This is a genomic window from Saccharopolyspora erythraea NRRL 2338 (assembly GCF_000062885.1).
Lineage (GTDB): Bacteria > Actinomycetota > Actinomycetes > Mycobacteriales > Pseudonocardiaceae > Saccharopolyspora_D > Saccharopolyspora_D erythraea.
Genome location: NC_009142.1, coordinates 1,669,433 through 1,689,674, shown reverse-complemented (window position 1 = coordinate 1,689,674; position 20,242 = coordinate 1,669,433). Strand labels below are relative to the sequence as shown.

The window sequence follows — 20,242 nt, the reverse complement described above, 5'->3', positions numbered from 1 at the left end:
ACCAAATCTCCACGATCCCACACCGTCTGCGAGTTCAGCAGCGTGCGTTCTGGCGCGCGTTGGGATCCGCCATTGGTCGTTCGCCCGGCGGCCCCGTCAGGCTGGGACGAGCACGATCCAGACCTGCCCCGGGGCGAGCGGAATCGGCTCGCCGGTCGGCGTGGTGTACGTGGTGCCGACATCGGGCGCCGGACGCGACCACGTCGCCTCCCACGCCATGCCGTCACGCAGCACCGTCGCCCGGTCGGCACCGACGGTCTCGGCGAACGGCGAAACGTTGCCGACGCTGTCTTCGAGAGCCGAGTCGCGCACGGGAACATGTTGCAGCACAACGGTACTCACGGCTGTCCGTCCACTATCGACGGACGCATGCGGACGCCCGTCCATCGACACCAGCCACCGCCCGTCCGACCACTGGAAGGACATCGACGCGGCGCGGTAGCGCACCTCCTGGCCGGTGGTCGGCACCCCTCCGGGCGGAGGCGGCCCGAACACCAGCGGCGCACGCGGCGACCAGCCGTCACCCGGCGGCAGGCGATCGGGGCGCACGTACATGTTGTGCGGGGCTTTCCGGTCGCCGCTGCGGAAGTAGGCGTTCGGCGACGCGATGGCGGACGCGTTGTGCACCGACGCCTGGTCGATCGCCGGTTGCAGCTCGGGCGCGGCACCGGAGAACGCCAGCGTCGGACGGCCGAACTGCGGAAGCAGGCGCAGGTCCGTCTCACGCGCGCTGCGCACCGGCCCGACGACGGGCGGACGGGCGGAGGCGAACACGGCGATCAGCCGGGTGATGCCGGCCTCCACGGGTTCGACGAACACGACGTCGGCGGCGCCGAGCCCGGTCGGCGGACGGGCAGCGGGAGCGTTGTCGACCTTCACGGCGAGGACCGGCGGCCCCAGCGGCGGAGGCGGCGGAGGCGGCGCCGGCTGCGCCGCCGGGGCCGGCGGCGGAGCGGCGGGCGCGACGCGCGGGAGCGTGGCGGTGCGCTGGGCGACCACGCCGCCGACGAGCAGCAGCGCGGTCGCCGTCAGGACACCCAGCACTCGCGAAAGCCATGGCCGCCGCATAAGCCCTCCCCAGCGCCCCGGCGGATCAGCGTGATCGCAGTAGCTTCCCTCCGGAGCGGTCCGCCTGGATAGGTCCGGTTGGGCGCAAGGGTGAAGGAGCGGCGGCGACTTGTCCGGGATATCCGGTTCGGCGGCGCTGCGCCTGCGTGACCGGGTCCGGAGCCGGAGGTGGCATGGCGGCTGACCGGCGAGCCGGCGCGGTGCCGGGACCGGTTTTGCGTCCGCCCAAGCACTCCGATCCGCCCCAGCCCGCAGGTCCGCCCGGCCCGCAGGTCCGCCCCTGCCCGCCTCCGCTCCGGAGTCGATCCCCCTCGGGCCGGACTCCGCGCCCGGCCCGAGGACTCCCTACGCGGCATAGGGCCGTTCGGTGCGGGCGTCCCGCGTCGCCCTACCCCACCAGACCAGCTGGTCGAGCATCTTCTTCGCGGCCTGGTTCACGCCTTCCGCATCGACCGGATCGCCGTCCTCGCCGAACTGCCCCCAGACACCGTGGAAGCTCACCGTGTCGCGGACCGTGACGGTGTGCAGCTCGGCGAAGATCTGCCGCAGCTGCTCGACCGCCCGCAGCCCGCCCGAGATACCGCCGTAGGAGACGAACCCGACGGGTTTGGCGTTCCACTCCCGGTACGCCGAGTCGATGGCGAACTTCAGCGACGCCGGGTAGCCGTGGTTGTACTCCGGCGTCACGATCACGAACGCGTCGGCGGCGTCGAGGCGCGCGGCGAAGTCCTGCAACGGGGGTGTGGCCTCGGCTGGATGCACGGCGGGCAGCCCGGCGTCGGCGAGGTCGACGACGTCGACGTCCATGTCGTTGTGCATGTGGGCCTGCTCGGCGAACCAAGCGGACACGGTCTCGGCGAATCGGCCTTCACGGGTGCTACCGACGATGACGGCAAGGCGCAGCGCGGTCTCGGACATCACGAATTCCCTTCGACGTAGCCCCTTTTCGGGACTGCTTGCGACGGGAAGAATCCTGAGATCTCTAGTTATGTAGAGGTCAACACCCTGTTGCGCAGACCACTCCGGCCGGTTCCTCCAGTCACCGCGTCGGGTTCCACTGGTCGGCGATGAGCTGCCGGAGAGCGGAACGCCGGGGCTCCCAACCGAGCCCGCGCAGCTTGGTGGTGTCGGCCCGGAGTTCCGGCGATTCAGCCGGATTCGCGGGTTTGCGCACCACCGGAACCCTGCGGCCGGTCACCGCCTCGGCCGCGTCGATGATGTCGGCCACGCTCGCCGGCGTCGCCCCCACGTTGAACACCTCGTGCCGTCCCTCGCGGCTGCGAGTCAGGACGGTGACGATCGCGGTCGCGATGTCGGCGACGTGCACGTAGTCGCGCACCGCCGAACCGTCGCCGTACACCTCGAGGTGCGGAATGTGCCCCGCCGCCGCGGCAAGGGCACGCGGGATGATGCGCGTGTCGTCGGCATCCGCGTGGCCACCGACCGACCCAGCGGCGTTGAAGATCCGGACGGTCGCCGCCGCGATCCCACCCGTCTTCGCAGCGGCGTCCAGCAACTGCTCCGCGGCCAACTTCGTCGCGGCGTAAGGACTCTGCGGATGCGGCATCGCGTCTTCGCCGATCGGCTGCTTCTTCGGCGTCCCGTACACGGCCCCGGTCGAAGCGAGGACGAACCGCGGCACGGCCCCCGTGGCCGCCGCCGTGCTCATCAGCGCCTCGACCACCGTCGCGGTGCCCCCGACGTTCACCCGGTAGAACCGCCCCGGGTGCTCCACCGACTCACGCACCCGCGTCAGCCCCGCCAGGTGCACAACGGCATCGGCACCCCGCACCGCAGCCGCAACCGCGTCCTCATCGAGCAGGTCCCCGTGGTGCAGCTCCACCTCCCCGAGGTCCGCCGTCGGCGCCCGCCGCACCAACGCCCCCACCTCATGCCCGGCACCCAGCAGCTCCCCAACCACCGCCCGCCCGACGTACCCCGCGGCTCCCGTGACAACAACACGCATACCCCCATGCAAGCAGGTCTTCGCGTGGGCGGTCGCGCCTGACACGGAACACCTCGATCGGCAATGCCCTGTGTCCACTTGCGGGTGGTACCCGAACACGTAGCGTGACCCTCTGTGGGAGCCCTGGCGCCCGCTACCTCCGACACCGCACCCTGGTCGCTGAGCCGGAGCCACCGGGGCTGCGGTTGCTGGGAACGGAGAGCATGGGTTTCGTCGTGGTCGCGCGGTACGTCACCAAGCCGGGTGAGCGGGCGCGGGTGCTCGAACTGCTGGAACCGATGGTGCCTGCGTCGCTGGCCGAGCCCGGGTGTCGTCGCTACGACGTGCACGCCGCGACAGACAGCGACGATGTCGTCGTCCTGGTCGAGGAGTACGACACCGAGGACGACTTCGCCCGGCACTGCGAGACGGAGCACTTCACGCGGATCGTGGTCGGCGAGGTGATTCCGCTGTTGGTGGAGCGGCAGGTGACCCGGTGTGCGCCGGTCGCCGGATCGGAGGCGTGATGATGCAGGTGCGTGCGGCCGTACTGCGCGAGTCCGGAGCTGAGAAGCCCTACGGGACCTCCCAGCCGATCGACGTCACGACACTCCAGCTCGACCCGCCAGGTCCGGGCGAGTTGCTGGTCAGGGTGCGGGCGGCCGGGCTCTGCCACTCGGACCTCTCGGTGATCAACGGTTCGCGTCCCCGGCCGCTGCCGCTCGCGCTGGGGCACGAGGCGGCGGGTGAGGTCCTAGAGGCCGAACAGGGCAGCGGCTTCGAGCCCGGCGATCACGTCGTGCTCGCGTTCGTCCCGTCGTGCGGGGAGTGCGAGCGCTGCGTGGCGGGCCGCCCCGCGCTGTGCGGGCCTGCCGCGGCGGCCAACACGAAGGGCGCGCTGCTCGGCGGCGGCATGCGGTTCACCGAGGAGGACGGCTCGCGACCCTACCACCACCTCGGCGTGTCGGCCTTCGCCGAACACATCGTGGTGTCGTCCCGGTCGGCGGTGAAGGTCGATCCGGAGGTGCCTTTCGAGATCGCCGCGCTGTTCGGCTGCGCGGTCCTGACCGGGGCCGGCGCCGCCCTGTACTCGGCGCAGATCCGGCCGGGCGACAGCGTGGCGGTGTTCGGCCTCGGAGGGGTGGGCCTTGCCGCGCTGCTCGCGGCGAAGGCGGCCGGAGCCTCCACAGTGGTCGCCGTGGACGTCGTCGAGCACAAACGGAAACTCGCCTCGGAACTCGGTGCCACCCACACCGTCGAGGGCGGCCCGGACGCCGTCCAGCGCGTCCGCGAGCTCACAAGCGGCGGCGCGGAGAAGGTGCTCGACACGACCGGTGTGGTGCACGTGCTGCAACAGGCGTACGACGCGACCCGCAGCGGCGGCACCACCGTCACGGTCGGGCTGCCCGATCCCGAGGCCCGCCTGACCCTGCCCGCGCTCAGCATCGTCGCCGAGGAGCGGACGCTGCGCGGCAGCTACCTCGGCTCGTGCGTGCCGCGGCGCGACGTCCCGAGGTTCATCCAGATGTACCAGTCGGGCGCCTTGCCGGTCGACGCGCTGCTGTCCCACCGGCTCGGGCTCGACGAGATCAACGCCGGGTTCGATCGACTGGACGACGGAACAGCAGTGCGCCAGGTCGTGCTGATGTAACTCAGATGTCGTGAGCGGCGGGTGCCGAGAAGCCGCTCACTCCTCGACGATGCTGGTGCCGGCGATCAGTCAGCACCACCACCGCCGCCCCCACCCGAATCCCAGTAGCTCGACGCCCCACCGCCACCGCTACCACCACCGTCCCGGTCGCGCCCCTGCCAGGCAGTGAAGCCGAGGAGCAGCAGGACCCCGCCCACCAGGACTAGGCCCCACATCCAGTCCGCCATCCGAACCCCCATCCTCTGCGCCATGTGCACTTACGCACGCCGCAGCGGCACGTTCGGTTGCCAGGGCGACTCGGCGCGACAGAGAAATGAACCGCCCGGAAAAGTCCGCGGGGCGAATTCCGCGGGAAGAATACTGCTACGGACCTGGCGCAATTCTCGGGCTGGACGCGATTGCGAATCGCGCGCCAGCGCCGACCGCATCAAAGCGGAAGCGGCGAACCCCGAAGCGAACGCCGTTCCACCTGGTCAAGTGAGTTCTGGTGGGCGCAGTAGGGTTCGAACCTACGACCCCTTGCTTGTAAGGCAAGTGCTCTTCCGCTGAGCTATGCGCCCGGGATGGCGGCCGACCGACGCACCGACCGGGACCCCCAGAGCCGTTCCTCGCGGTCCGGCTGGAGACACTGTACCGGTCGACCACCACGCGACATCAGCGACGTCAGGCGGAGAGGTCGGCCAGGGCCTTCTTCCACACGCCCTGGTCGCGCGCCTCGCCCGGCTGGTTCACCTCGGCGAAGCGGACCTCGCCCTCCTTGTCGATCAGGAAGGTGCCGCGGTTGGCCATGCCGGCCTTCTCGTTGAACACACCGTAGGCCTTGGCGATCTCACCGTGCGGCCAGAAGTCCGACAGCAGCGGGAAGGTGTAGCCCTCCTGCTCCGCCCACGCCTTCAGCGCGAACGGGGAGTCGACGGACACGCCGAGCACCTGCACGTCGTCGTTCTGGAAGTCGCCAAGGTCGTCGCGGACCTGGCACAGCTCGCCCTGGCAGATACCGCTGAAGGCGAAGGGGTAGAAGACCAGAAGCACGTTCTTCTTGCCCCGGAAACCGGACAGGGAGACCTGCTCCTTGTTGTAGTCCGGCAACGTGAAGTCCGGTGCCTGCGCACCGACCTCGACCGTCATAAGCGCACCCTTCCGTACGGCATGAGCGTTTGCACGCCGAACCTACACCGATGCGGGCCGTGTGGGCACCGACAGCCTTACCGCGCCGCCGGTGCCCGCACCTCAGCGCTTGGACTTGGTCTTCCGGTACGCCAGCCTCGTGCCCATCCACGCGTCCCCGACGCCGGCGTTGGCCGTCTGGGCGAGGTTGGACGTCGAAGCGGCCTCGGCGATGTCACTGGGCTCGACGTAGCCGTCCCGGCCGGTCTTCGGGGTCAGCACCCAGATGACCCCCTCGTCGGCCAGCGGTGTCATCACGTCGAGGAGCGTGTCCGTCAGGTCACCATCATCGTCGCGCCACCACAGCAGCACGACATCGACCACTTCGTCGGCGTCCTCGTCGAGCAGCTCGCTCCCGCAACGCTCCTCGATCGCGGCGCGGACGTCGTCGTCGACGTCCTCGTCCCAACCGAACTCCTGGACAACCATCTCCGGCTCGATGTCGAGCTTGTCGGCGACGTCGACATCGCCTTTGCCGGCGTCTCCCGCGGCGACCACGGTTTTCTCACTCCTCCAATACCACCGGTGCGGCGCGGGCGTCGCGCCCGCCGCACACCACTTCCACGATCTGGCCGTTAGCGAACACCGCCAAGGGCCACCGGCGCAACTGCTGGCGCTACGACACGCCGGAACTGCGCGTTAGGGAACGACTGTAGCCCGAGCGCGGCTGGACGGGTACGGCGTACTGACCGGTAGTGATGACGGCGTACGCATCCGGGACGATGATGGGGGACGATGGAGGTGTCGGACATCACTCCGGCGCGCAAAGGCCACGACGTAGTCGAGGAGTACCTCTTGTCCCCGCTCAACAACGACGTCGGCAGCAACGGAGCCCCGCAGCACCGCGTGCGGGTCATCCGCGACGGCCTCGCCTCCCACCTCCCGGACATCGACCCGGAGGAGACCGAGGAGTGGCTGCAGTCGTTCGACTCCGTGCTGTCGGCGACCGGCCAGCAACGTGCGCGATACCTGATGCTGCGCCTGCTGCAGCGGGCGCGGGAGAGCGGCGTGGGCGTCCCGTCGCTGACCAGCACCGACTACGTGAACACCATCCCCACCGAGCTCGAGCCGTGGTTCCCCGGCGACGAGGAGACCGAGCGCCGCTACCGCGCCTGGACCCGCTGGAACGCCGCGATGATGGTGCACCGCGCGCAGCGCCCGGGCATCGGCGTCGGCGGGCACATCTCCTCCTACGCCTCCTCGGCGAGCCTCTACGAGGTCGGCTTCAACTGGTTCTTCAAGGGCAAGGACCACCCCGGCGGCGGTGACCACCTCTACATCCAGGGCCACGCCTCCCCCGGCATCTACGCGCGGGCGTTCCTGGAGGGACGGCTGTCCACCGGCCAGCTCGACGGGTTCCGCCAGGAGTACTCCCACGCCGGCCCCGGCGGCGGCCTGCCTTCCTACCCGCACCCGCGGCTGATGCCCGACTTCTGGGAGTTCCCGACGGTCTCGATGGGCCTTGGCCCGATGAACGCGATCTTCCAGGCCCGCTTCGACCGCTACCTGCGCGACCGGGGCATCAAGGACACCAGCCAGCAGCGGGTGTGGGCCTTCCTCGGCGACGGCGAGATGAACGAGCCGGAGTCGCGCGGCCTGCTGCACGTGGCGGCCAACGAGGGCCTGGACAACCTGACCTTCGTCGTCAACTGCAACCTCCAGCAGCTCGACGGCCCGGTCCGGGGCAACGGCAAGATCATCCAGGAGCTGGAGGCGTTCTTCCGCGGCGCGGGCTGGAACGTCATCAAGGTGATCTGGGGCCGGGAGTGGGACGCCCTGCTGCACGCCGACCGCGACGGCGCGCTGGTCAACCTGATGAACACCACGCCCGACGGCGACTACCAGACCTACAAGGCCAACGACGGCGCCTTCGTGCGGGAGCACTTCTTCGGCCGCGACCCGCGCACAAAGGACATCGTCCGCGACCTCAGCGACGAGGAGATCTGGGGCCTGCGCCGCGGCGGCCACGACTACCGCAAGGTCTACGCCGCCTACAAGGCCGCGACCGAGCACCACGGCCAGCCCACGGTCATCCTGGCCAAGACGATCAAGGGCTACGGCCTCGGACCGCACTTCGAGGGCCGCAACGCGACCCACCAGATGAAGAAGATGACCCTGGACGACCTGAAGCTGTTCCGGGACAGCCTGCGGATCCCGATCTCCGACGAGCAGCTCGAGCAGGACCCGTACCTGCCGCCGTACTACCACCCCGGCCAGGAGTCGGCGGAGATCCAGTACCTGCAGGAGCGGCGGCAGCGGCTCGGCGGCTACCTGCCGGAGCGGCGGGTCAAGTCCAAGGCGCTGGTGCTGCCCGGCGACAAGGTCTACGACGTGGTCCGGCGCGGCTCGGGCAAGCAGGAGGTGGCCACCACGATGGCCTTCGTCCGGCTGCTCAAGGACCTGGCCAAGGACCCCGAGATCGGGCCCCGGATCGTGCCGATCATCCCGGACGAGGCGCGGACCTTCGGGATGGACTCGATGTTCCCGTCCCAGAAGATCTACAACCCGCTCGGCCAGTCCTACACACCGGTCGACTACCAGCTCATGCTGGCCTACCGGGAGAGCGAGCAGGGCCAGATCCTGCACGAGGGCATCAACGAGGCCGGCTCGACGGCGTCGTTCACCGCCGCGGGCACCAGCTACGCCACGCACGGCGAGCCGATGATCCCGGTCTACATCTTCTACTCGATGTTCGGCTTCCAGCGCACCGGCGACAGTCTGTGGGCGGCGGCCGACCAGATGACGCGGGGCTTCCTGCTCGGCGCCACGGCCGGGCGGACCACGCTGACCGGCGAGGGGCTGCAGCACGCCGACGGCCACTCGCTGCTGCTGGCGGCGACGAACCCGGCGGTGGTGTCCTACGACCCGGCGTGGGCCTTCGAGGTCGCCCACATCGTCAAGGACGGCCTGCGGCGGATGTACGGGGAGGACGCCGAGAACGTCTTCTACTACCTCACGGTCTACAACGAGCCGTACCAGCAGCCCGCGGAGCCGGAGGGCCTGGACGTCGACGGGCTGCTGCGGGGCCTCTACCGGTACCGGGAGGCGTCCTCCGGGTCGGGCCCGCGGGCGCAGATCCTGGCCTCCGGGGTGATCATGCCGGAGGCGCTGCGCGCGCAGGAGCTGCTGGCCGAGGACTGGGGCGTGCGGGCCGACGTCTGGTCCGCGACGTCGTGGTCGGAGCTGAAGCGCGAGGCCGAGGCCGCCGACCGGCACAACCTGCTGCACCCGGAGGGCGAGCGGCGCGTGCCTCACGTGACGCGGGCGCTGGCCGACGCGGGCGGCCCGGTGGTGGCGGTCAGCGACTGGATGCGTGCCGTGCCGGACATGATCCGGCCCTGGGTGCGCGGCGACATGGTCAGCCTCGGCACCGACGGCTTCGGGTTCTCCGACACGCGTCCCGCGGCGCGGCGGGTGTTCCTGGTCGACGCCGAGTCGACCGTGGTCGCCACCCTGTCGGCGCTGGCCCGGCAGGGCGAGGTCGAGGAGGCCAAGGTCGCCGAGGCGGCGCGGAAGTACCAGATCGACGACGTCAAGGCGGCCGGTCCGCAGACGTCGGACCCCGGCGTCGCCTGACGACGCCGCGGCGGCCCGGAGGACGATCTCGCTGACGGCTTTGATGACGGCCATGTGGACCGCCTTGCGGACGCTGCGGCGGCCTCCGCACCCCTGAGGTGAGGGCTCGCGGCTCAAGGTGCCCGACACGCTTCGGCGTGTCGGGCACCGGTGTTTTCGGGGGCCTGCGGACCGTCGGGCGGAAAGCCGACGAGCCGTACTTGCACGCAGGCACCACCAGCCTCCGCCGGAAAGCTGTTCGCCCGCCCCACGTCAGCAGGGCGGGCGAACGGGCAGATGGCGTGGGTCAGCGGCAGGCGACCGGCTCCGCTTCGGTCAGGCGGTATTCGCCGCGGGCGTCGAGCAGCAGCGCCGCCAGGGAGCGCGCGGGCTGGTGCATCGGCACGATGCGGCCCTCGCCCGCCGGGACGCTGTGCACGCCGTGCAGGTCGAGGACCTCGCCGAAGCGCGCGGCCTGCTCGCCGGTGAGCCGGTAGGCGCAGGCCGGGGACTTCTCGACGTCCTCGGGCGCGGGCGGCTCGTTGTCGGCGCCGCCGAAGTAGAGCGGTCCCCGGTTCGCCATGCCGTCCATGCGGGCCTTGGTGATGGCCGACTCGATCTGGTCGCGGCGCTCGGTGGACATCCGCAGGGTCGCCTCCACCGAGGTGAGGTGCGAGCCGACGCGCCGCCGGTTGTTGGTCGCCTCGTCCTCGCCCGCCAGCGGCTCGACGCGGCTCTCCACCAGCAGGCCGACCGCGTTCTTCACGCCGACGGTGTTGCGCAGGATGCGTTCCTGCCCGTCGCCCGCGACCTGCTTGATCGGCTCGCCGGTCTCCGGGTCGGTCCAGATGCCGTAGACGCCGGTCGAGAGGCCGGTTTCCTCCACCGCGGGCCGGACGTAGCGCTCCGAGAGCCGCTCGGACTCCGAACGCACCTGCTCGCCGGCGTTGAGGTTGCGAGGCCAGAGCGCGAGGAAGTCCTTGACGTAGTACGGCGGCTGCGCGCCGAACTCGTGCAGGTCGTGCACGACGGCGGGACGCTCGTCGCGCATCACCCGCGCGACGGCCCGCGCCTCGGGCGAGGCCAGCGCGAGGTGGTCGCGGTTGATGTCGATGCCGTCGGCGTTCTCGCGGGTGTTCGCCACGTGCCCGTCGGGGTTGGCGTTGGGCATGAACAGGACCGTCGTGGAGCGCAGCAAGCGCCGCACGCGCTCGTCCTGCGAGTAGCCGAGGTCGCGGATGGTGCTCAGGCACGCCTCGCGGCCCGCCGGCTCGTCACCGTGCTGCGAGCAGACGAACAGCACCTTCGACCGGCCCGATCCGACGCGGGCCAGCCGCAGCGGCCGGTCCTGGACGCTGGCGCCGATCGTCTCTACCTCGACGTCGGGCTGCGCGCGGTCGACCTCGGACAGGAAGGCGGCTTCCTCCCCGGGTGTCGTCCACCGCGCGCCCCGCGAATCCTCGAAACCGGTGCTCGGTGCAACCTCTGCGATCGCGGGCGCGGGAGCCACCAGCGCTGTGCACAGCGCGGCGACGGCGACCCAGCGGAACCGACGGACCATGGCCGGACCCCTTTCGTATTCGATCATCCGAATCCACCAGGGGGTCCGGGGCAAGTCAAGGCTTGACCGCGGCGGGCCGCTGCGCTCGCTGCCTTCGGGCGGTGCGGTTCCAGCTCCACCAGCCGTGGATCACCAGCGCGGCGAACACCACGTAGATCGCGGCGCTGAACCACAGCCCGGAGGCGATCTGCAGCGGCACCCCGACGGCGTCGACGGCCAGCCACACCAGCCAGAACTCGACCAGTCCGCGACCCTGCGCCCAGAAGGCGACCAGCGTGCCGACGAAGATCCAGGCGTCGGGCCACGGCGCCCACGACGCGTCGAGCTCGGTCAGCAGCAGCGCGAACGCCGCCGTGCCGACGAGCAGCGCCGCCAGCAGCGCCAGCCGCTCCGACACGCGCGCCTTGCGCACGACGACGCCGTAGACCGGGTCGGTGCGCCGGCTCCACGCCCACCAGCCGTAGACGGAGATCAGCAGGATCATGACCTGCCGGATGGCCAGGCCGCCGAGGTGGGCGCTGGCGTAGACCGCGAACAGCAGCACGGTCGCCGACACCTGGACCGGCCAGGTGGCCAGGGTGCGCCGCTGCGCGAGGAAGACCACGGCGAGGGCGCAGACCTGCCCCACCAGTTCCGCCCAGGAGATCTGCTGACCGAGCACGGTGATCCCGTTGCCGAGCACCCACTCCGCGAAGTTCTGCACGCCCACTCCTCCCGCCGGTCATGACCACCGGGTGGGCGGCGAGCGCGGCCGACGGGGACGCGGACGGAGCCGTGGGCACAGCGCGCCACGGCGGCTTCCGGCACCCGTGCGCTGCCTCCCATCCGGACTGTCACCGTCGGTTCCGGAGTTCCACCGGATCGGCCGGGCCGTTCCCGCTGGAACGGCGCCGGTTCGCGGACTTTCACCGCCGGTTCGGAATCGCACCGAGCCCCGGAGCGCACGACGTTTCGTACTCGTGTGAACATCTTGCGCTGGTGACCTTGTTCCGGCATCCGGCAGTGCGGTGGATCACAGGAAGCGAAGGTCTCCGATCAGCCGATCGAACAGCAGTGCGCACGCGGGTAAACTCGGCCTGGCCGAAGATCGAAGCGAGGGGGACCGCCGGGTGAACGACACCGACCACGCCATCCTCGCCTTCGAGAACGAGTGGTGGCACCACGCGGGCAACAAGGAACGGGTCATCCAGGAGCGCTTCGGCATCTCCCCGACCCGCTACTACCAGCGGCTCAACCGCCTGCTGGACCGGCCGGAGGCGCTCGCGCAGCAGCCGACCCTGGTCAAGCGGCTGCAACGGTTACGCGAGGAGCGGGATCAGCGGCGGGCCGCCGCGCCCCGCCGCTGATCTCAGAGCTCACCGGCTCTGCTGGGCCGCCTGCGCCTGCTGCTCCGGCGTGAGCTGACGGGCTTGCTGGACGCGCACCAGTTCGGCGAGCAGCGGAGCCGCCTGCTCCGGCGGCAGCGCCTGGAAGGCCGTCTTGATCGCTTCGGGGTCCATCGACCGCTGCTGCGGCACCTGGGCCGCGGCCTGCCCGTCCCGCTGCGGGCCGAGGAGACCGTTGACCAGGTCCACGAGCATCGCCACGAGCGTGCGCGGACCGAGGTCGGTGTCCCAGCCCACGATCTCGCCCTTCGGACCCCTGGGACCCAGCAGCTCGTTCTCGATCCGGCGCAGGATCGCCTCCTGCTCGGACCCGCCGGGCTGTTCCGGCCGCGGCGCCGGCGCGGGTGCGACCGGCTGTCCGGGCCGCGCGGGGCCATCGTGGTTCTTCCTCCCCGACAGGTCCGCGCGGAACCGGTCCATGTCGACGTGACCGGGGTCGATCTTGCCGGTCACGCTGGTCTCCTTGTGACCACGCGCGGCCTCGGCGGGGCGGCCGATGTGGGCCAGCACGGCCGAGGTCGCCGTCAGCGCCGCGTCGTACTGCTCGGGGCTCGGCCCCTGGTCGACGCCCTGGTAGTCCCACTCGAAACCGACGTAGAGGAAGTTGCCGTCGCCTGCCGGGTTCGGCCCGGACGCCTTGGCCTGGCCCGCGTGGTTGGCGCGGCCCGCGGCGATCAGGTGCACGACGCCGTCGAAGCCGATCAGGCCGTGGCACAGCGGGCCCCGCAGGTCGGGCCTGCCGTCGATGCAAAGCTGCACGCTCGGCGCCGGGTCCTCGTAGGACGCGGGGGTGGCGGTGTGGTGTTCGAGCACTCCCACCGGGCTCGGCTGCGGACCGGACGTCGCCGTCCGCTCCTTCCACCCGGGCGTCTCGACGACCCGCAGGCCGGCCGCCCTGAGCACGTCCGCGAGCCATACCAGAGGCAATGTCACGGCTGATCACTCCCTGCCGTAGGCGTCGTCCCATCGTCTCCCGATGCCGAGCGGGCAACCACGGCCAACCGCGTGAAAACAGCGGTAACCGCCCGATCGAGTTCCGCGGAATTGATCCAGAAGCCGAACCCGGTGAAAACCGGCGCGGGTGTCGTGAATTCCGCATCGCGTTCTCGGCCTGTTCCGCCCCATTTCCGACGCATTCCGCGGGTCTCGCAATGACCCCTCGTGGCGAATTCGACGCGCACCGGAGTCCGCCCGGTCAGGCACCGATGTGACCTGGCACCGACTCCGACCGCTCCCCGCCCGATGGCGATCAGGCCGCGTGCGATTCTGGAACCATGGCTACCGAACGCGCAGGTGATGGACCACGTGAGGTCTCAGCCGCCACGCTTCGCCGACTCGAACGGGCGTCGGGCGGGCTGGCGACCGCCAGCATCAGCGCGATGGAACAGCGGTTGCCGTGGTTCCGCCGGATGCCCGCCGACCAGCGCGCGAGCGTGCTGCTGGTCACCCAGACCGGCGTGTCCAACTTCGTGGCGTGGTTGCAGGACCCCACCGAGGCGATCCGGCTGACCGCCGAGGCGTTCCGCTCCGCTCCGCGCGACCTCTCCCGCTGGGTCAGCCTCCGGCAGACGCTGGAACTGGTGCGCGCCGCCATCGACGTCTTCGAGCGACAGCTGCCCGAGCTGGCCGACGAACCGGACGAGCGCACGCTGCTGCGCGAGTGGATCCTGCGCTACACCCGCGAGATCGCCTTCGCCGCCGCGACCTCCTACGCGGCGGCGGCCGAGGCGCGCGGCGCCTGGGACGCGCGGCTGGAAGCGCTGGTCGTCGACGGCATCGTCCGCGGTGACGCCGAGGAGTCGCTGCTCTCCCGCGCCGCCGCGCTCGGGTGGGAGCCCTCGTCGGAGGCGACGGTCCTGGTCGGCACGGCTCCGTCGGACGATCCGCCGACGATCGTCTACCAGGTCCGCAGCCGCGCAGCCCGCGTCGGGCGGCCGGTGCTGCTGGGTGTGCAGGGGACGCGGCTCGTCGTGGTCTTCGGCGGCCCGGCCGACGACCGCACCGAGAACGAGGCCGCCTCGCGGCTGGCCGAGGCGTTCGACGACGGTCCGGTGGTCGTCGGCCCGACGGTGCCGAGCCTGGCCGAGGCGCACCGGTCCGCATCCGACGCGATGTCGGCGCTGCGCTCGGTGGTGGCGTGGCCGACCGCGCCGCGGCCGGTGGCCTCCGCGGACCTGCTGCCGGAGCGGGCGCTGGCCGGCGACCCGGAGGCCGAGCGGCAGCTCGTCGAGCGGATCGTGCTGCCGCTGGTCGACGCGGGCGGCGCGCTGATGGAGACCGTCGACACCTACCTGGAGGTCGGCGGGGTGCTGGAGAACTGCGCCCGTCAGCTCTACGTGCACCCCAACACCGTGCGGTACCGGCTGCGCAGGGTCGCCGAGCTGACCGGCCGCACCCCGTCGAACCCGCGCGACGCGCACGTGCTGCGCGTCGGGCTGGCGGTGGGCAGGCTGGCCAAGGCCCACGGGCTCTGGTGAGTCCCCGGCCCCGGCGCGCCTCGGCCGTCCCGGCGCACCGTTCGCACGGCGCCCCGGCGCGCTGATCGGACCGACACCCGGCCGAACGCCCACGCGGCAACGGGAACAGCCGGCGGGACGACTTCCGGCGGAACGCGTTGCGCCGTCACGCTGCGTCCCGACCATGGCACATGCAGGTGAAATCCGTCCCTACCAGGCGGTAGCGGCGCGCGCTGAACGATCACCGGACAGTCACGACCGACAACGTTTCCGCTCGGCGGCATGACCCACCACCAGCCCGGTTGTAGATGCTCCACAACTTTGGTCGCCGGACTTCGTCCCTGTCGACATCACGGGGAGCACCCCCGGGCGTGTTCAGTAGCAAGAGTGATCGCGCTGCTCGCACCCGGCCAGGGGTCCCAAGCCCCCGGCATGCTCAGTCCGTGGCTCGAACTCGACGGCGTCGAGGAGACCCTCGCGTCGTGGTCCGAGGTCGCGAGCCTGGACCTGATCCGGCTGGGCACCACCGCCGACGCCGACGAGATCAAGGACACCGCCGTCACCCAGCCGCTGGTCGTCGCGCTGTCGCTGGTCGCGGCCACCGAGCTCGGCAAGCGGGTGAGCATCCCCGCGGGCACCCCGGTGGCCGGGCACTCCGTCGGTGAGCTCGCCGCCGCCGCCGTGGTCGGCGCCCTCAGCTTCGACGACGCCGTGGCGCTCGCCGCGGTGCGCGGCCGCGAGATGGCCGCGGCCTGCGGCCTCGAGCCCACCGGCATGACCGCCGTGCTGGGCGGTGACCCCGAAGCCGTCGTCGCGCACCTGGAGCAGGTCGGGCTCGACCCGGCCAACCGCAACGGCGCGGGCCAGATCGTCGCCGCCGGGCGCCTTCCCGCGCTGGAGGCGCTGGCCGAGGAACCGCCGGAAGGTGCGCGCGTGCGCCCGCTGGCGGTGGCCGGTGCGTTCCACACCCGGTTCATGGAGTCCGCCCGCGAGGCGCTGGGCGTGCACGCCGAGAAGGTCGCGACCGCCGAGCCGACGCTGCCGCTGCTCTCCAACGCCGACGGCGCCTTCGTCAGCGAACCCGCCGACATCATGCGGCGGCTGGTCGCCCAGGTGACCAGCCCGGTGCGCTGGGACCTGTGCATGGCGGCGCTGGCCGAGCGCGGTGTCGCGGCCACCGTGGAGCTGGCGCCGGCCGGCACGCTGTCCGGACTGGTCAAGCGCGAGCTCAAGGGCACCAAGGCGATCGCCCTGAAGACCCCCGCCGATCTGGACAAGGCCGGCGAACTACTTGACGACTCCGGGAGCAACACGTGACCAACCCGCCGACGATCCGGCCGGCAGCCGGGCCCCCCGCCACGAAGCTGCTCGGTTTCGGCAGCACGCAGGGCAACCGGGTGGTCACCAACGACGACCTCGCAAAGATCGTCGACACCAACGACGAGTGGATCCGCCAGCGGGTCGGCATCATCAGCCGCCGGCTCGGCGACGAAGACCAGACCGTCGTCTCGATGGCCGTGGAGGCCGGTTCGAAGGCGATCGCCAACGCCGGGCTCTCCCCCGCCGACGTGGACCAGGTGATCGTGGCCACCTGCACGATGCCCGGCCAGATCCCCAACGCGGCCGCCCAGGTCTCCGACCAGATCGGCATCAAGGCCAAGAGCGCCTACGACATCAACGCCGCCTGCGCGGGCTTCGTCTACGCGCTGTCGGCCGCCGCCGACGCGGTCAAGGCCGGTTCGGCGCGCAACGTGCTGGTGATCGGCTCGGAGCGGTTCCAGGAGTGGATCGACTGGCAGGACCGCGCCAACTGCATCATCTTCGCCGACGCCGCGGGTGCGGCGGTGGTCGGTCCGGCCGACACCCCGGGCATCGGCCCGGCCGCGCTGGGCAGCGCGGGCGACCTGGTCGACACCATCTACCTGCGCGAGGGCAAGTACATCTACCAGGAGGGCCAGTCGGTCTTCCGCTGGGCGACCACCCAGATCGCGCCGGTGGCCGCGCAGGCCGTGGAGCTGGCCGGGCTGAAGCTGTCCGATGTGGACGTGCTCGTCCCGCACCAGGCGAACCTGCGCATCGTGGAGGCCATCGCCAAGAAGCTGCAGAGCCAGGGTGCGCGTGACGACCTCGTGTTGGCACGTGACATCGTCTACTCCGGCAACACCTCCTCCGCCTCCATCCCGCTCGCCATCGACCACATGCGGTCGGCGGGCGAGATCTCCAGCGGGGACGTGATGCTGCTGGTCGGCTTCGGGGCGGGGCTGTCCTACGCCGGCCAGGTCGCGGTCTGCCCCTGACCAACGACCACCGCGGCGCGCCCGCGGTAGAGATCCCAGCAACCGAGGAAGGAACGACAACCGTGTCGAACGAGGAAATCACTACTGGTCTGGCCGCCATCGTCGAAGAGGTCGCCGGTGTCGACGCGGACGACGTGACCGTCGACAAGTCCTTCGTGGACGACCTGGACATCGACTCGCTGTCGATGGTCGAGATCGCCGTGCAGGCCGAGGACAAGTTCGGGGTCAAGATTCCCGACGACGAACTGGCCAACCTCAAGACCGTCGGGGATGCGGTGAACTACATCTCCTCGAACGCATGACGACCGATGTCGTGATCACCGGGCTGGGCGCGACGACACCGCTCGGCGGTGACGTCGCGTCCACCTGGGACGGTGTGATCAACGGACGCAGCGGCGTGCGCAGGCTGGAGGCGGACTGGATCGACCGCTTCGACCTGCCCGCCAAGATCGGCGCGCCGCTGGCGGTGGAGCCGTCCGAGGTCCTGCCGCGGGTGCAGCTGCGGCGGATGGACCGCTGCGAGCAGATCGCGGTCATCGCGGCCCGTGAGGCGTGGGCCGACGCGGGCTACGAGCTGCCGACCGACGACTCGGAGTCGGTCGACCCCGACCGGCTCGGCATCGCCATCGGCACCGGCATCGGCGGGCCGGTGACGCTGTTGCAGCAGGACGACCTCCTCGAGGAGCACGGCCTGCGCAAGGTCTCGCCGCTGACCGTGCCGATGCTGATGCCCAACGGCCCGGCCGCCTACGTCAGCCTCGACCTGCGGGCCCGCGCCGGTGTGCACTCCCCCGCCTCGGCTTGCGCCTCCGGCGCCGAGGGCCTGGCCAAGGGCTGGGAGATGATCCGCTCCGGGCAGGCCGACGTGGTGGTCGCCGGTGGCGCCGAGGCGTGCATCCACCCGATCACGATCGCCGGTTTCGCCCAGGCCAGGACGCTGAGCACGCGCAACGACGACCCCGAGGCGGCCTCGCGGCCCTTCGACGTCGACCGCGACGGCTTCGTCATGGGCGAGGGCGCCGGTGTGATGGTGCTGGAGAGCGCCGAGCACGCCAGGGCGCGCGGGGCACGCATCTACGGGCGTCTGGCCGGTATCGGCATCACCTCCGACGCCTACCACATCACCGGCAGCCACCCGGACGGCATCGGGCAGACCTCCGCCATCCGGAAGGCGCTGCGCAGCGGTGAGCTGTCGGCGTCGGACATCGGCCACGTCAACGCGCACGCCACCTCCACGGTGGTCGGCGACATCGGCGAGGCCAACTCGGTGCGCAAGGCGCTGGGTACCGACGCGGTGCTGACCGCGCCCAAGGGCGCGCTCGGCCACCTGGTCGGCGGTGCCGGTGCGGTGGAGAGCATCGTGACGGTGCTGTCGCTGCGCGACGGCGTCATCCCGGCGACCCGCAACCTCGAGAACGTCGACCCCAAGATCGAGCTCGACGTCGTGGCCGACAAGCCGCGCCACGTCGAGCAGACCGCGGCGGTCAACGACGCCTTCGGCTTCGGCGGGCACAACGTCGCGCTCGCCTTCGCCCGGTCCTGACCGGCTCCAGGCGTTTCCACCGAACGGGCCACCCCCTCGGGGGTGGCCCGTTCGTCGTGAGCGGAACTCCCTGGCCCGCGCAAGATCGACTTGGTAGGAATGGTGGCGGCCGATGATCGTTACCGGGGAGCGGTGCACACGTGATCGAACGCCTGGTGCGGATCCAGGACTTCCGCGGCTTCCGGAGCTCGCGGCCTGATCTCGCGTTATCGGCGTTCGCCGGGGTCGACCTCGTCCGCGGCGACAGCGGCGAATCCACGCTCGCGACCCTTGTGCAGGAAGCGGGCACCGCGCGGGCGACCGGGCTCGCCCTGGAAGTCACCGACGGGCAAGGCCGCGGCAGCACCGTGGACGCCGCGCCGCACGCGTTCCTGACGCACCGCTCAGCAGGGCCGGTACTGCGCGCTGCCCGGCAGCCGGGCGGTGTCCAGCCGCAGCCCGCGCGACTCCGGCACCAGCGGGTAGACCACTGTCCATTTGAGACAGCCCGAGCGCGCGTCCGGGGGCGCGTCGTCGGGGTCCTGGTTGCTGGTGAACGTGAGCATCACGCGCAACGACTCGTCGGGGCCCGGCTCGATGCGGTGCACCCGGACGTCGCGGTCGTCGGTGGTGGCGTACTCCCGCTCCCACCGCAGCTTCGGCTTCTCCTGCTGCCGGGCGGGGACCACGGTGGCCTTCCACGCCTCGTACTGCTTGAAGTTGATGGCGTTGAAGTGGGTTTCGAGCAGCCAGCGGACCGTGGCCTGGTCCGGATGCGCCGCAGCGTCCGCGCTGAAGGCCACCGACACCGGACCGGCACGTCCGGCAGGCGCGGGCTGCCCCGCCGGACCCGCCGCAGGGGCCGCCCCGCTGCCGCTGCCGTAGACGGCGCGGGCCGCCCACCCCGCGGCACCCGCGAGCAGCACGACGACGACAGCGACCGGGACACCCCACCTCAGCCACGAACGGCCGGGAACGAACGAAGACGACACCCGTCGAGCTTCCCACAGCACCCGCACGCGGTTGTGAGCTTCGGGGCGAATTCGGCGACGGCCGCCTCGCCCCGCGGCCCAGCCGGCCCCCGCGGCCCAGCCGACCCGCACCGGTCGGCCGACCCCGGCGGATCAGCCGACGCGGTGCAGCCAGGTCACCGGCGCGCCGTCGCCGGCGCGGCGGAACGGTTCCAGCGCGTCGTCCCACGCCGCGCCGAGGAGCTGTTCCACCCGGTGGCTGAACGACTCGTGCCCCCTGCTGTTGGCCGCGAGGGTGCGCAACTGGTCCTCGCTGACCATGATGTCGCCGTTCGCGCCGGTGCAGGCGCGCCACAGACCAAGCCCCGGCACGTGGCAGAACCGCTGGCCGTCGATGCCCGGGCTGGGATCCTCGGTCACCTCGAACCGCAGCATCGGCCACGCGCGCAGCGCGGTGACCAGAGTGGAGCCGGTCCCCGGCTCACCCGACCAGTTGCATTCCGCGCGCAACTGACCGGGCGCTGCCGGCTGCGCTGTCCAGCGGAGCTCCGTCCGGACTCCCAGCGCGCCGGAAATGGCCCACTCGACGTGCGGACATACCGCGGACGGCGACGAGTGGACGTAGACAACACCGTTTGTCAGACCGCATGTTGGGCCACGGGCG

The 20,242-nt window shown here is 71.3% G+C and carries 20 protein-coding genes, 1 tRNA gene and 1 riboswitch; of the genes, 9 read left to right on the top strand and 12 right to left on the bottom strand.

The window, feature by feature from the left end; genetic code table 11:
• Nucleotides 1-96 precede the first annotated feature (96 nt).
• The 3 genes from SACE_RS07560 to SACE_RS07550 form a co-directional block, all read right to left on the bottom strand.
• Nucleotides 97-1,044 (bottom strand): DUF3048 domain-containing protein, encoded by a 948-nt coding sequence (locus tag SACE_RS07560; RefSeq protein WP_011873390.1) that lies wholly within the window; start codon nt 1,042-1,044, stop codon nt 97-99.
• A gap of 369 nt (nt 1,045-1,413) precedes the next feature.
• A complete protein-coding gene (locus SACE_RS07555) occupies nt 1,414-1,986 on the bottom strand; it encodes an NADPH-dependent FMN reductase (protein ID WP_009947978.1) in 573 nt (190 codons plus the stop codon).
• Nucleotides 1,987-2,107: 121 nt separating this feature from the next.
• Entirely contained in the window at nt 2,108-3,034 is a 927-nt protein-coding gene (locus SACE_RS07550; protein ID WP_029621775.1) for an NAD-dependent epimerase/dehydratase family protein, read from the bottom strand.
• A 203-nt stretch (nt 3,035-3,237) separates the two neighbouring features.
• On the opposite strand from SACE_RS07550, the gene SACE_RS07545 reads away from it, so the two are divergent.
• Complete coding sequence (locus SACE_RS07545) at nt 3,238-3,540, top strand: putative quinol monooxygenase (RefSeq protein WP_009947980.1); 303 nt, start codon at nt 3,238-3,240, stop codon at nt 3,538-3,540.
• Nucleotides 3,540-4,664: a zinc-dependent alcohol dehydrogenase family protein gene (locus SACE_RS07540; RefSeq protein ID WP_143538089.1), complete on the top strand. Its 1,125-nt coding sequence runs from the start codon at nt 3,540-3,542 to the stop codon at nt 4,662-4,664. The genes SACE_RS07545 and SACE_RS07540 overlap by 1 nt, the downstream gene beginning before the upstream one ends.
• Nucleotides 4,665-4,729: 65 nt before the next feature.
• Here the strand turns inward: SACE_RS07540 and SACE_RS07535 are convergent, their stop codons facing one another.
• From SACE_RS07535 to SACE_RS07520, 4 genes are all read right to left on the bottom strand, one after another.
• Entirely contained in the window at nt 4,730-4,891 is a 162-nt protein-coding gene (locus tag SACE_RS07535; RefSeq protein ID WP_157355948.1) for a hypothetical protein, read from the bottom strand.
• A 258-nt stretch (nt 4,892-5,149) separates the two neighbouring features.
• A tRNA-Val gene (locus tag SACE_RS07530) sits at nt 5,150-5,224 on the bottom strand.
• A 103-nt stretch (nt 5,225-5,327) separates the two neighbouring features.
• The gene (locus SACE_RS07525) at nt 5,328-5,792 is read right to left on the bottom strand and encodes a peroxiredoxin (protein ID WP_009947983.1); all 465 of its coding nucleotides are present in this window, start codon (nt 5,790-5,792) and stop codon (nt 5,328-5,330) included.
• A 102-nt stretch (nt 5,793-5,894) separates the two neighbouring features.
• Nucleotides 5,895-6,329 carry a DUF3052 domain-containing protein gene (locus SACE_RS07520; protein ID WP_009947984.1) on the bottom strand — a complete coding sequence of 145 codons (435 nt, stop codon included), beginning with the start codon at nt 6,327-6,329 and terminating at the stop codon, nt 5,895-5,897.
• Nucleotides 6,330-6,566: 237 nt separating this feature from the next.
• Here SACE_RS07520 and aceE point away from each other — a divergent pair, with 237 nt between their 5' ends.
• A complete protein-coding gene (gene aceE / locus SACE_RS07515; protein ID WP_009947985.1) occupies nt 6,567-9,407 on the top strand; it encodes a pyruvate dehydrogenase (acetyl-transferring), homodimeric type in 2,841 nt (946 codons plus the stop codon).
• A gap of 286 nt (nt 9,408-9,693) precedes the next feature.
• On the opposite strand, the gene SACE_RS07510 is transcribed toward aceE, so the two are convergent.
• Nucleotides 9,694-10,947, bottom strand: coding sequence for a M14 family metallopeptidase (locus tag SACE_RS07510; RefSeq protein ID WP_011873387.1), 1,254 nt, complete (start codon nt 10,945-10,947; stop codon nt 9,694-9,696).
• A gap of 55 nt (nt 10,948-11,002) precedes the next feature.
• Nucleotides 11,003-11,650 carry a nicotinamide mononucleotide transporter family protein gene (locus SACE_RS07505; protein ID WP_009947987.1) on the bottom strand — a complete coding sequence of 216 codons (648 nt, stop codon included), beginning with the start codon at nt 11,648-11,650 and terminating at the stop codon, nt 11,003-11,005.
• 106 nt (nt 11,651-11,756) lie between these two features.
• Nucleotides 11,757-11,892: riboswitch (FMN riboswitch) on the bottom strand.
• A 164-nt stretch (nt 11,893-12,056) separates the two neighbouring features.
• Between SACE_RS07505 and SACE_RS07500 the strand changes: the two genes are divergently transcribed.
• Nucleotides 12,057-12,293 (top strand): DUF3263 domain-containing protein, encoded by a 237-nt coding sequence (locus SACE_RS07500; RefSeq protein WP_009947988.1) that lies wholly within the window; start codon nt 12,057-12,059, stop codon nt 12,291-12,293.
• A 9-nt stretch (nt 12,294-12,302) separates the two neighbouring features.
• Here the strand turns inward: SACE_RS07500 and SACE_RS07495 are convergent, their stop codons facing one another.
• Entirely contained in the window at nt 12,303-13,265 is a 963-nt protein-coding gene (locus tag SACE_RS07495) for a peptidoglycan recognition protein family protein (protein ID WP_031334513.1), read from the bottom strand.
• 341 nt (nt 13,266-13,606) lie between these two features.
• On the opposite strand from SACE_RS07495, the gene SACE_RS07490 reads away from it, so the two are divergent.
• From SACE_RS07490 to SACE_RS07470, 5 genes are all read left to right on the top strand, one after another.
• Nucleotides 13,607-14,809: a PucR family transcriptional regulator gene (locus tag SACE_RS07490; RefSeq protein ID WP_029621777.1), complete on the top strand. Its 1,203-nt coding sequence runs from the start codon at nt 13,607-13,609 to the stop codon at nt 14,807-14,809.
• A gap of 366 nt (nt 14,810-15,175) precedes the next feature.
• Nucleotides 15,176-16,105, top strand: a complete 930-nt coding sequence (locus tag SACE_RS07485) for an ACP S-malonyltransferase (RefSeq protein WP_009947993.1) — start codon at nt 15,176-15,178, stop codon at nt 16,103-16,105.
• Nucleotides 16,102-17,085 (top strand): beta-ketoacyl-ACP synthase III, encoded by a 984-nt coding sequence (locus SACE_RS07480; RefSeq protein ID WP_009947994.1) that lies wholly within the window; start codon nt 16,102-16,104, stop codon nt 17,083-17,085. The genes SACE_RS07485 and SACE_RS07480 overlap by 4 nt, the downstream gene beginning before the upstream one ends.
• Before the next feature lie 62 nt (nt 17,086-17,147).
• Nucleotides 17,148-17,387 carry an acyl carrier protein gene (locus SACE_RS07475; protein WP_009947996.1) on the top strand — a complete coding sequence of 80 codons (240 nt, stop codon included), beginning with the start codon at nt 17,148-17,150 and terminating at the stop codon, nt 17,385-17,387.
• Nucleotides 17,384-18,628 carry a beta-ketoacyl-[acyl-carrier-protein] synthase family protein gene (locus SACE_RS07470; RefSeq protein ID WP_011873384.1) on the top strand — a complete coding sequence of 415 codons (1,245 nt, stop codon included), beginning with the start codon at nt 17,384-17,386 and terminating at the stop codon, nt 18,626-18,628. Before SACE_RS07475 ends, SACE_RS07470 begins: the two co-directional genes overlap by 4 nt.
• A gap of 383 nt (nt 18,629-19,011) precedes the next feature.
• On the opposite strand, the gene SACE_RS07465 is transcribed toward SACE_RS07470, so the two are convergent.
• Nucleotides 19,012-19,599, bottom strand: coding sequence for a hypothetical protein (locus SACE_RS07465; protein WP_009948000.1), 588 nt, complete (start codon nt 19,597-19,599; stop codon nt 19,012-19,014).
• A gap of 132 nt (nt 19,600-19,731) precedes the next feature.
• Complete coding sequence (locus tag SACE_RS07460; RefSeq protein ID WP_029621779.1) at nt 19,732-20,220, bottom strand: DUF3145 domain-containing protein; 489 nt, start codon at nt 20,218-20,220, stop codon at nt 19,732-19,734.
• Nucleotides 20,221-20,242: the final 22 nt, after the last annotated feature.